3 protein-coding genes are annotated in these 12,928 nt (G+C 73.2%); all 3 read left to right on the forward strand.

Going from position 1 to position 12,928, the window contains the following annotated elements; genetic code table 11:
- Positions 1-27 precede the first annotated feature (27 nt).
- The 3 genes from AB0J90_RS24100 to AB0J90_RS24110 are packed head-to-tail and all read left to right on the forward strand — an operon-like array spanning position 28 to position 12,916.
- The gene (locus tag AB0J90_RS24100) at positions 28-3,177 is read left to right on the forward strand and encodes a DUF6603 domain-containing protein (protein WP_363599315.1); all 3,150 of its coding nucleotides are present in this window, start codon (positions 28-30) and stop codon (positions 3,175-3,177) included.
- On the forward strand, positions 3,174-8,483 hold the full coding sequence (locus AB0J90_RS24105) for a DUF3892 domain-containing protein (RefSeq protein WP_363599317.1): 5,310 nt from the start codon (positions 3,174-3,176) through the stop codon (positions 8,481-8,483). The genes AB0J90_RS24100 and AB0J90_RS24105 overlap by 4 nt, the downstream gene beginning before the upstream one ends.
- A complete protein-coding gene (locus tag AB0J90_RS24110; RefSeq protein ID WP_363599319.1) occupies positions 8,483-12,916 on the forward strand; it encodes a hypothetical protein in 4,434 nt (1,477 codons plus the stop codon). The genes AB0J90_RS24105 and AB0J90_RS24110 overlap by 1 nt, the downstream gene beginning before the upstream one ends.
- Positions 12,917-12,928 lie beyond the last annotated feature (12 nt).

Genomic DNA, 12,928 nt, shown 5'->3' on the forward strand with positions numbered 1-12,928 from the left:
CCACGCCCGGCGAGAGCGGAGACTGTCGTGACCATCGATGTCAACGGGCGCGCCCTGCACCCGCTCGGCGAGGCGATCGCCGCCGCCGACTTCCCCCTGGTCGACCTGTTGCCGGCCGGGGCGTTCGACGGGATCTACTACCTCAGCGCGGAAGCCGCCGTCGAGGACAAGAGCTTGGTCGTCGCGTTCGAACTGGCCTTCGAGGGTGAACTGGCGCTGACTCCGCCGGACAGCGACGTCATCGCGCTCGTCCTCGGCTCCGCCGGGGCCGGGTGGACGGGGGTACGGGCCACCGTCACGCTCGGCGCGGAGCCGTCGATCCTGCTCGAAGACGTCGCCCTGTCGCTGCGGCTGCGCGGTGACGTACTGCGGGATGTGGCGACCGGCGGTCCGGCCAGCATCAGTGTCACCGCCGACCTGCGGGTCTCCCCGGACGGGCTCAGCCTGGAGGGCTTCGGCGGGGCGTCGCTGGCCCCCGCGTACGTGGCCGACACCGAGGTGGTGGTCGAGGCCGACCAGGTGCGGCCGGTCTTCGGCGGCATCGACCCGCCCGGTTGGTTGGAGGGCCGCGAGGACTTCCGTGGACTCGCCATCGACCGGCTGTCCGTCACGTTGCCCGGTAAGTATCTCGACGCCGACCCCGGTGCCGATCTGCGGTTGGAGTTGGAGCACGCGGCGATCGACGCGGACGGGTTCACCGGCAAGTTCGCCGTGGCCGCCGACCCGCAGCATCCGGTCACCGGGCAGCTTTTCGGCTTCCCGTTCCGGTTCCGCGCGTTCGCCCTTGAGATCGAGCGCAACGTCGTACGTGTCGCCCGGCTCGCGGCCGACCTGCGGCTGGCGGCGCTGGAGCAGTCCGATCAGGAGAAGTGGGTCAGCGTCGAGGTCGGCTTCGCCGCCGGCCGCAGGCTCAGCGCCGCGCTCGCGGCCGCACAACCACCGGGTACGTCCACCGACCCGGCCGCGCTGGTCTCCGTCGAGGCGGCCGGGGTGGCCCGGATCGGGTTGCGGGCGATGCGGCTGGAGGCGACCGACGGTGTTGTGGTGCTGCTCTTCTCCGGTGCGGTGACCGTCCTGGTCGGCGCCGGGGCGATCGGCTGGCCGCGGCTGGAGTTCGACGAGTTCGGCATCGGGTCCGACGGGCGGCTGATCCTGCCCGCCGAAGGGATCCGGTTGCGGGGTGTACTCGCCGCCGCCCTGGGACCGGTCAAGCTGGTGGCCGAGGGGATCGGCATCGGCAGCAACGCCGCCGGCACCGCGCTCGCGCTCAAGCCGCCGACCAGCGTCGGGATGTCGTTGGCGGCGGGACCGGTCGCCGGTGGCGGCTACCTCTTCGTCGACGAGGCCGCCGGCCAGTACGCCGGTGCGCTGAGCCTGCGGTTCGAGGCGGTCGCGGTGACCGCGGTGGGGGTGCTGGCGACCAGGAATCCCGACGGTTCGCCGGTCCGGATGCCGGACGGCGGCGACGGCTTCTCCCTGCTGGTTCTCGTATCGGCCGAGTTCACCCCGATCCAGCTCGGCTTCGGCTTCACCCTCAACGGTGTCGGCGGGCTGTTCGGCGTACACCGGACGGTCGACGTCGAGGCGCTGCGCGCGGGGGTGCGTACGGGGTCGCTGAACGCGCTGATGTTCCCGAACGACCCGGTGGGTCGGGCCGCCGAGGTGGTGGCGACCGCTGGTTCGGTCTTCCCGGTCGCGGTCGGGCGGTACGTCCTCGGCCCGATGGCCCGCCTCGGCTGGGGTACGCCCACCCTGCTCACCTTCGACCTCGGGCTGGTGCTCGAACTGCCGGCGCCGATGCGGCTGGTGGTGCTGGGGCGCCTGCGGATGGCCCTGCCGGACGACAACCATCCCCTCGTCAAGATCAATATGGACGTGCTGGGTGTCGTCGACTTCGACGCCGGTGAGGCCTCGATCGACGCCTCGCTCTACGACTCCCAGGTGGCCGGGTTCCCGATCAGCGGCGACATGGCTATGCGCATGTCCTGGGGCGACCGGCCCACGTTCGCCCTGGCGGCCGGCGGCTTCAACCCGAGGTTCCAACCACCGCCGAACTTCCCGGCGCTGCGCCGCCTCGCCATCGCGCTGTCCGAACGGAACAACCCGCGGCTGCGGCTGGAGGCGTACCTCGCGCTGACCTCCAACACCGTCCAGTTCGGCGCCCGGCTGGAGGTGTACGCCGAAGCCGCCGGCTTCAACGTCGCCGGGATGCTCTCCTTCGACGCGCTGCTGCAACTGGCGCCGCTCGGCTTCATCGCCGACATCGCCGCCGCGGTGGCACTGCGCCGGGGCAGCCGCGAGCTGATGGCGGTCTCGCTCCAGGTCACGCTCAGCGGACCACGCCCGTGGCGGGCCCGAGGCAAGGCCAAGTTCAAGGTGCTGTTCGTCAGCGCGTCGGTCGCCTTCGACGTGTCGATCGGCTCGCGTACGCCACCGCCGCTGCCCACCCCGTTCGACGTCGGCGGCGAACTGGCCCAGGCACTCGGCGACCCGCGCAACTGGACCGCGCAGCTCCCGCCGCGCGACGAGGCGCTGGTGACGCTGCGCCGGATCGACGTCGCCCGACGGCAGCTGCTGGCCCACCCGCTCGGCGCGATCGCGGTCACCCAGCAGGTCGCACCGCTCGGCCTGGACATCAACCGGTACGGCACCTCACCCGTCACCGCGCCGGGGACCTTCACCATCGAGTCGGTCCGGTTCGGTGACGCCGACGGCAGTGCCGGCGAGGCGACGTACGAGCATTTCGCGCGGGCACAGTTCCAGGACCTGACCGACGACGAGAAGCTGTCGACGCCGTCGTTCGAGCTGATGGAGGCGGGGCGCAGCTTCGGCGCGCCCGAGGTGAGGTTCGACGACGACCCGCCACCGCCGCTGCCGCTGGGCTACCTGGAACCGATCATCGTCGACCGGCCGGAGGCCGTCGAGCGGCGTGGATCCGTCGAGCGGCGTGGATCCGTCGAGCGGCGTGGGTCCGTCACCCGGATTCGGCGGGTCGAGCCCGCGGCGATCCAGCCCGTGGACGGGCCGACGCTGCTGCGGTTGTCGCGTACCAGCCCGGCCGCGCTGGCGCCGACCCGGACCACCGGGCGGGCCGCGTACCGCACCGGGGCGGGACCGCTGGTGCGTCTCATCGAGCCGGTCACCGGTTCACCCAAACCCGAGGAGGCACGCCGGTGACGGCGCAACTGCACTTTCTGGCGTACGTCCGGCAGGGGCTGGCCGCGGCCGGCGTGGCGCCGGACCCGATCGTGTCCGACATCCCGGCCCGGCAACCGATCCAGGTCGGCGTACGGCTGACCGGCCGCGACGAGGAGCACTTCGACGTACGGCTCTACGGCCCCGGCGACGTACGCGGGGTCGACACCCGGCAGGTGATCCGGATGGACCCGCCGCCCGGTGCGCACGACTTCGAACCGAACAACCTCGTCACGATCGAGTTCGACCGGCCGGACTTCCCGTGGCTGTTCACCCCCGCGAGCAAGGGCCACCGGCAACGGCTGCGCCCCTGGCTGTTCCTGGTCGTGGTACCGGTGGCCGACTCCGAACTGCGTACGGACACCGGCGCGCCGCTGCCCGTACTGGAATGCGACCGGGCCGACCTGCCCGACCTCGCCGAGTCGTGGGCCTGGGCACACGCCCAGGTCGCCACGGCCGACGACACCGACACCGTCGCCTCGGTGCTGGACGGTGACCCGGCCCGGACCCTGTCCCGGCTGATCAGCCCGCGCCGGCTCGCCTCCGGTGTCACCTACCGGGCCTGCCTGGTGCCCGCCTTCGAACCCGGCCGGCTCGCCGGTCTCGGCCTGGACGTCGACGACACCGTTGCCATCGGCCCGGCCTGGCGTCCCGGCGAGGGCGCCGCGCCACCGCTGCCGGTCTACCACTCGTGGGAGTTCTCCACCAGCGAAGACGGCGACTTCCAGTTGCTCGCCAGCCGGCTGGAGCCACGGGCACTCGGCACCGACGTCGGGCTGCGTCCGGTGTGGATCGGCCGATCCGGGCTGCCGGACCTGGATCCGGCCGTGCCCACGGTCAGCCTCGGCGTCGAGGGCGCGCTGCGCGGCGCCACGACCATGCCGAGCCGGTGGGCGGCCGAGTCCCGCGAACCAGTGCAGGCGCTGCTGCGCGAGCTGATCACCGACACCGCCACCCGGCTCGGGCCACCGCTCTACGGCGGCCACTACGCCGAGCTGGACCGGGTCCCCGGCGACGCCGAGCCCCCGCACTGGCTGCGCGAACTGAACCTCGACCCCCGGCACCGGATCGCCGCCGCACTCGGCACCCGGGTCGTACGCGAACAGCAGGAAACCCTGATGGCCGCCGCCTGGGAACAGGCCGCCGAGGTCCAGCGGGCCAACGAGGCGCTGCGCCAGGCACAGCTCGCCGCGGAGGCGAGCCGGTCGACGTACGAGCGGCGGATCGTGGCCGGCGCGGCACCGGTGGGCGGCGCGGCCGTGCCGTCGACGGACACCGGCCCGTTGCCGCCCGGCCGACTGCTCCAGGTCAGCGGCGCGGTCCTGGACTCGGTGACCGTCACCCCGCGCAGCAAGAAGCGCATCGGTGACGAACTCGAACACAACCCGACGGCGGCGGCGACCCTGTCGACCACCTTCCGCCGGATCGCCCGACCGCACGGACCGGTAGCCCGCCGGCTCGGCACCGACGCCCTGGACGGGCTGGTCGAAGCGGCCGGCGACAACCAGGTACGAGCCACCCCGCCGCAACGAGAACCCGCCGGTACGGTGCTGTTCGACACCGTCGCCGGGCCCGACAACGTCTCCTTCGACCGGATCGACGCGCAGATCGACGACGACGCCCGGTGGTGGCACTGGCCGCCACCGGCCAGCGCGACCGCCGCGGTGGAGCCGCCCCAGCCGCAGACCGAGCCCGCCCCGGCCGCGCCGAGGCTGCCACCGGAGAACCCGGAGTGGCCGCCGGAGAACCCCGACTGGCCCCCGCCGCCGCCTCCGCCGCCCCCACCCCCGCCGCCCGCGCCGCCGGTCGAGCCGCTGCCGGTGTCGTACCCGGACACCGGCCCGCTGCCGGCGGGTGTGCCGGGCCAACCGACCGGCCTGCCGGCGAGCGTGTTGAGCGGACCCGGTCCGGTGCTCGACGACCGCCGCACGTACGTCAGCAGCGGCGACGGCCGACTCTTCGAGCTCTACCACGACGGTGGCCGCTGGCTCTGGTCCGACCACGGCACCCCGCCGGGCACCCAGGCAGCCGGGGTCGAACCCGGCGCGGCCATGGACGGCGGACGCCGCTTCTTCGTCGCCTCGGTCCACGGCGCCCTGTTCGAGCACTACTGGGAGAGCGACCGCTGGCTGTGGCGCAAGCACCCGTCGCCGCCGAACACCTACGGGCTCGGCAGCGCCCCCTCCCTGGTGCTGAACAACCAGAGCATGTTCGTCGCCCAGACCACGAACGGCAACACCAACGACAAGGTCGGCCGGCTCTGGGAACGCCGCCGCGACGGCGACCTGTGGAGCTGGGTCGACCACGGCAACCCCGGCGGCACCGAACGGCTCACCGCAAATCCGGGAGCAGCACACGGCAGCACCCGGTTCTTCGTCGTCACCGACGCCGGCAACCTGTGGGAACGGGGCTGGAACGGCACCCGGTGGCTCTGGATTCCACACGGCCGCCCGGCCGACACCCTGGTCGCGGACCTCGGCCCGTCCCTCGGTACGACCAGCGTGTTCGTGAAGACCCGCGACGGCCGGCTGTTCGAACGGATCTGGTCCGGCACCAGCGCCTACTGGCAGGACCACGGCAAGCCCTCCGGTGTCGACCTGGCCAACATGACGTACGCGGTGATGCAGGTCGGGGAGGAGACGTCGCTCTTTGTCGGCGGCGTCGACGGCGGACTGCACCAGCGGCGCCGGATCGGTGCCGGTGGGGCGTGGGCGTGGCGCAACCTCGGCACCCCGCCCGGCACCAGGGTCATGCAGCCGCCGGGTGCCGCGATGCCGTCCCGATCGGTGCTCTTCGTCAGCGCCAGCGACGGCCGCGTCCACCCCGTACGCAAGGACGGTGACAACTGGCGGTGGGGCGACCCGCTGCCGCTGCTCGACTCCCGAGGCGCCGGACCCGTCGGCGCGGAACCGGCGCCCCACCTGCGCTGGGCGCTGCCGCTCGGCTTCCTGTCCAACCTCGTCGCCGCCCACGTCGACAACCCGGCCGGCGACAACACCGTCTACCACCGCATCGGCCGTGACCTCGGCTTCGAGGCCGAGGTACGCGGCGGCTGGTCACCGCACCTCGCCAAACCCGGCGGAATCGGCGCGGAAACCCAGGGGCTGGGCGTCGCGGTCGCCGACCTCAAGGGGCGGGGACAGCAGCTCGACCTGGTCCTGATGTGGGTGGAGAACCCGACCGGCGCGAACACCATCTGCTACCAGGTGGGCTGGAACCTCGGCCCGACCGGTGAGGTGAGCGGCGGATGGGGACCGGTCCACCGGATCCCGAACGAGGTCGCCGCCGAAGTGCAAGGGGCCGATCTCGCCCTGGCGGACCTCGACGGCGACGGCCGCCCCGAACTGGTGCTCGCGTACGCGACCGGCGGGGCCAACCCGACGATCTACTACCGGATCGGCTGGCGCCTCGGCGACCAGGGCGAGGTCACCGGGGGCTGGTCGGACTCGGTGCAGGTGCCCTGGGCAACCTCCGGCCCGATCCGGGGTGTCGGCGTGGCCGTCGCCGACCTCGACGACGACCGGATCCCCGACATCGTCGTACTCACCCTCGAACCGCGCGGCGGTCAGACCCGGGCGGTCTACCGGGTCGGTCGGCGGATCAACCCCCGTGGCCAGGTGGTCGGCGGGTGGGCGCCGGAGAAGGAGGCCGGTGGCGACCCGCTACCGGCCGAGCACCAGGGCGCCGGGATCGCCGTCGTCGACGTCACCGGCACCCACCAACCGGACCTCGTGCTGTTCCACGTCGACAGCTCCGGCGCCGAGAACCGCGGCTACTACCGGGTCGGCTGGGACCTCAACCACTACGGCGTGGCCCGGCGATGGTCCGCCGACGCCCCGGTCTCCGGCTGGTTCGGTGGGCAGGGGCAGGGTGCCGCGATCACCATCGCCGACCTGAACCCGGCCCTGGTCACGGTCCGCCGGAACATGGGCGACGCGTTCGCCGCCGCCGCCGACCGGCACCAGGCCAAGGTGCTCGCCGCGCAGGACCTGGTCGACGAGTCGGACCCGGACCAGGTGGACGCCGCCACGATGGCGGCCCGGGTCGCCACCGCCCTGCACCCGGTCGCCGGGATCACCGGGCGGATGACCGCCCGGCTGGCCCTGCCCGGTACGGACACCCTCGAAACCCTGGACCAGCTGGTCGTCGTGCCGAGCTTCCCCCGACCGATGTACGAGGCGGTACGCGAACTCTCCCCGGAGATCCTCTTCCCCGGTGCGTCCCAGATCCCACCGGAGACCGTCACCCTGCTGCGGGTCAACGCCTCCTTCGTGGAGTCGTTCATGGTCGGGCTCAACTCGGAACTCGCCCGCGAGATGCTCTGGCGGCGCTTCCCGACCGACCCGAGAGCCACCTTCTTCCGCCAGTTCTGGGACGTCCGTTCCGCGTCACCGTCGGTCGGCCCGCTCTCCGATCTGCCGCCGATCGCCGGCTGGGCCGACGACAACCAGCTCGGCGAGAACGCCACCGCCGTCGGCGCCGGGGACCTACTCGTGGTCCTGGTCCGGGGCGAGTTGCTGCGCCGCTACCCGGGCACCGAGATCTACGTACAGAAGGCGGAGTACGCACCCGACGGCAGCCGCCGGCTGCTGCCGGAAACCAGGTCACCGCAGTTCACCGGCCGGCTCGACCCGGACATGCACTTCTTCGGCCTGCCGCTGAGCGTTTCCGACGCCATCGGCGACGACGAGAAGGCCGGCTGGTTCGTGGTGTTCCGGCAGCCACCGGTCGACGCCCGGTTCGGGCTGAACGCGGCACCGACCGGAGCACCGTACGGCGGCAGCCCCGCCACCTGGTCGGACCTGCACTGGCGGCACCTGTCCGGCAACGAGGCGGCGGACCGGGCACTGCGGCACGTACGACTCGGCGGCCGGCTCGCCGACCTGCGCCTCGACGAGGTCGAGTGGAACCACAACGGCGCCCACCAGGCGCGGATCGTCTACCAGCCACCGGTCCTCGTCGCGGTGCACGCCACCGACATGGTGCCGCCGATCGACGACACCTGGCAGGTGGACGCGATCGTCCGACGCGCCGACGGGCTGCCGCAACACCGCATCGTCGCCCTCGCCGGCACCCGCTCCGACGGCACCCCGTGGCGGATGGACACCGACGACGTGATCGCCGCCATCGCCCGGCACGAACGGTTCCTGGTCGAACGCCCGGTCGGCGACCGGGTACGCGTACGGGTCTCCCGCACCGGACAGGGCCGCCCGTACCTGACCACCGAGGCCGACGGCGACCTGCCGAACAACCTGCTATCCCTGCCCGAACTGGCCGAGGACGCGTGATGACCGCACCGAACCCCATCTGGAACCTGCCGACCGAGTGGCCCGTAGCGCTGCTGCCCGTACGCCTGGAAACCCGGTTCGTCGACAACACCGACGACGGGACCACCGAGCTGTGGCTGCGGATCCTGCCCGACGTGCTGCACGTCGACACCCACCAGCCGGAACTAACCGACGACGAGGTGGCGTGGGGCAAGCAGTACTGGACCGACGTGTGGCGGGCCGCAGGCAAGACGACCGACGAGGTCACCGCCTGGCACCGGTTGTGCCAGCTCGTCGACCCGGAACGGGCCGCCTGGATCGCCCGGGTGATGGAACCGGCGCAGACCGGCCGCCCGGACCGGCCCGTACCGCCGGACCAGCCGCTGCCCCACGACCCGGAGTTCCCGCCAGCGCCCGGCGGCGCCGACCCGTGGGACCGGGCGCCGGTCGCCCGCGCCCTGCCCAGCCAGTGGCAGGTCACCCTCTGGCGTGACGGCGTGCCACCGGTGTACGCCCAGTCCGAGCCGGTCAGCCGGCCCCTGGTCGTCGGCCCACCGGCCAACCTCGACCTCACCGACGTCGGCAACGACGAGCCGCCCGTGGACGACAACAGCCGCTGGCTGGTCGACTTCCCAGCCGCGGTCGACGCCGGCATGGCGCTGCGCATCCCGCTGCCCCCGGCGATGGCCGACGGCGGCATCGACCGCCTCCTGGTCTTCGGCGTGGACGACGACCCGACGACCGAGGTCGACGGGATCCCCGCACGCGGCGGCCGGATCCTCGGTGAACTGCTCGACGCCCACTTCCACACCCACGGCCTCAGCTTCGTCGCCCCGGGCACGCCGACGAACAGCACCGCCGGCGCCCGGTCCGGCTACCGGTCCGGCGACCCCGAATACGCCGAACTGATCCGGGTCGGCCACGACCAGCACGCACCGACACAGGTCGACGGTGACTCGCCGATCACCGCCCTCGCCCTCGGTGTCGCACCCGTCGCCGAGGCGGGCGACCCGCTCCACCTCGCCCGAGGCGCCGCCGCGACCACCTCGCCACGGGCACTCGTCCGGGCCGAGCACCGGCCCGACGGCCCGCCCGCCGACCCGGCGCTCGCCGAGGTGTCCCAGTCCGCTGGCGCGCGGCACATGAACACCGTCACCTGGGCCGCCACCTGGGGATACTTCCTCAGCGACATGCTCACCGGCGTGGTGGGCGAGGACGACATCCGGTACGGCCGGCAGCACTTCGTCGACCACGTACGCGCCGCCGGGCCGGTGCCGACCCTGCGCATCGCCGAACAGCCGTACGGCATCCTGCCGGTGACCGCGCTGAACCGGTGGATCGGCGACGACCCCCGCGACGACACCCTGGTCGACTTCCTGAGAACGCTCCGGGACCAGGTGTGGAAACCGTCCGCGACCGAAACCGACGCGAGCACCGGCCTGCCGGGCGTACCCCGCATCGGCGGCCCCGGCGACCCGCGCGAGGTGCTGCTGCGCATCCTCGCCCAGGCACCACTGGGCCGCGAATGGCGGGTACGCAGCCTGCTCGGCATGGAGTACGTCACCTACCTGTGGCGGTTCCTCCGACTCGACCTCGACGAAGGCTGGCGGGAGCGGCAGGCACTGGCACCGAACCAGCTCCTGACCGACCTCGACCTGCCCTGGCAACCCCGCGTCGCCAGCGCCGTCTTCGCCGAGGGCGCGCACCGCATCGGCGGGCAGCTGGTGAACCCGCCCGCACCGTCGACCCCGGCCGGTTACCTGAACTGGCTCGGCGACCCCGTCCGCACCTGGAACGAACTGCGCGACCGGGCGGAGACCGACGGCACCGCCACCCCGCTGCTCTACCGGATGCTGCGGCAGTCCGCACTGGCCGAGTACGCCACCGGCGCCCGCCGGCTGCAGGCCGCCACGGCACCGCTGCCCGCCGACGCGTACCGCGACGCCGAACTTGTCGACATCCGCCCCGACCGGGTCAGCTGGCCGCTCTGGCGGCAACTCGAACGGGTCATCCCGCTGCCAGGCGGCGGATCCGGGGCCGTCGGCGACCACCTGCGGGCCGCACCGGACAGCGAACTGAGCGCCTTCCGGGACAGCGCCCGGGCACTGGCCGCGTACCCGGCCGCCGACCTGGAACGACTGCTCGCCGAGGCGATCGACCTGAGCTCGTACCGGCTCGACGCGTGGCTGACCTCGTTCGCCACCAAACGGCTCGCCACCATGCGGGCGGCCCGGCCGCGCGGGGTGCACCTCGGCGGCTACGGCTGGGTCGAGAACCTGCGCCCACGCACCGTCACCCCCGCCCCGGTGCTCGACGCGCCGCCGGACGAGGGCGGCCAACTGTGGGAGGGGGCACCGGACGCCGGCTACGTACACGCCCCGTCGCTGCCCCAGGCGGTCACCGCCGCCGTGCTCCGGGCCGGTTACCGGGCACACACCGGCACCGGCGACAACCCCCTCGCCGTCGACCTGACCGCCGACCGGGTCCGGCTCGCCGGCTGGTTGCTCGACGGCGTACGCCAGGGCCAGCCGCTGACCGAACTGCTCGGCTACCGGTTCGAACGCCAACTCCAGGACCACCCGAGGGTACTGGAGCAGTACCTGCCCCGGCTGCGGGAAATCGCACCCGTGCACGTCACCCGGATCGAAACCGACACCCGACCACGGGAGACGGTGGCGGCGACAACCGTCGTGGACGGCCTCGACCTGCACCGACGCTGGCGCGACGACCTGGTCGACTGGGCCGGTGACCCGGCGCTGCCGGATCCGGGCAGCGCCGACCACGACGCCATCACCACCGTGCTCCGCTCGCTCGGCGAGGCGATCGACGCGGTCGCCGACGCCCTGCTCGCCGAGGGGGTCCACCACGCCGCACAGGGCAACCCGATGCGCAGCGGCGCCACCCTCGACGCCGCCTCACGCGGCGACGTACCCGCATCCGAACTGGAGTTCGCGCGGACCCCGCGTACCGGGATGGCGCTGACCCACCGGATCGCGCTGGTCGCCAACAACTGGCCGGACCGGACCGCGCAGTGGCCGCTCACCGGACCCAGCCCCCGCTCGGCCGCCGAACCCCACCTGGAAGCCATGGTGGCCGGGCTGCTCCCGGCACCCGCATCGGTGCGCTGCGAGATCGAATGGTCGGCCGGACAGACGACGCTGACCAGCGAGATCACCCTCGACCGGCTCGGCCGCTCCGCACTGGACCTGCTCGCCCTCGCCGACGTCACCGAGCCGACCGCCGACGGCGAACTCGCCGCCCGGATCCTGGACGCCGCCGCCACGGACGGCCCACCGACCGGCGCCGACCGCACCCGACCCGACCGGGTACGCCCCGGCCGCGCTCCCCAGTGGACCGACAACGTACTCGGGCTGGACGAGTTCGCCGAGATCGCCCGCGCGGTCCGGGAACTCGTCGGCTCCGCCCGCCCGCTCACCCCAGCAGACCTGGCACCCGGCGGCGACGAACCCGACGAGACGGTGGCCGACACCGACCTCACCACCCGCGCCGACACCGCCGCGGCACTGCTCACCCAACTCCACCTCGACCTGGCAGGGCAGGACCCGACCGAACTGGCAGCGGCACTCGACGTCGCCGCCGGCATCGGCGTACTCGGCGCGTACGTCGGCCCCGACGCCACCCCGGCGGCCCTGCTCGCCCGGGCCCGTACGGTCGCCGCCGAGGTCGGCGCCCGAACCGCCGAACTCGCCACGCTCACCGTCAACCGCGGTACGGCCACCGCCGCCGAACAGCGCGACCACGACACAGCCCGACTACGGGCCGTCTTCGGACCGGACTTCCGGGTCCTGCCCCGCTTCACCCTCACCAGCGCGACCGCACTCGCCACCGCACTCGCGGCGAGCACCGACCTACAGGGCGGCGACCCGTACGGCGCCACCGACTGGCTCACCGACGCCGCCCCGGTCCGCCCCGGCGCCGACCGCCTCGAAGCCGTACGCGGCTACACCCAGGCGATCCACCCCGACCGGCAACAGCCGCTGCGGGTCGCCCAACTGCCGTACAAACCGGGGGACCGGTGGCTGGCACTGAAGTTCACCGGCACCCGGCCGGACGGAGTCGGCCTCTCCCTCGTGGTCGACGCACCCGCCGACCTCGACCCGGCCGCACCGCTGCGCGGACTGATGGTCGACGAATGGGTGGAGGTGCTGCCCAACGACGCCGAGACCACCGGGGTGACGTTCCACGCCGAAACCCCCGGACAGGTCGCCCCACAGGCGATCCTGCTCGCCGTCCCCGCCGACGACGCACCGGTCTGGACCCGCGACGCCCTCGAACAAACCCTGGTCGAAACGCTCGAACTCGCCCCGCTGCGAGCCGTCGACGTCGCCACCCTCGGCGAGGTCGGCCAATTCCTGCCGGCCCTCTACTTCCCGCTCAACGTCGACGGCGAAACCGCCTCGACCGACTTCACCCGTACCGTTCCGGCCGGCTAAGGAGCAGCGCAG

The organism is Micromonospora sp. NPDC049523, from assembly GCF_040676775.1.
GTDB lineage: Bacteria > Actinomycetota > Actinomycetes > Mycobacteriales > Micromonosporaceae > Micromonospora_G.

Coding starts and splice junctions, on each gene's coding strand:
- AB0J90_RS24110 (WP_363599319.1), top strand. CDS start 8,483: ATGACCGCACCGAACCCCATCTGGAACCTGCCGACCGAGTGGCCCGTA.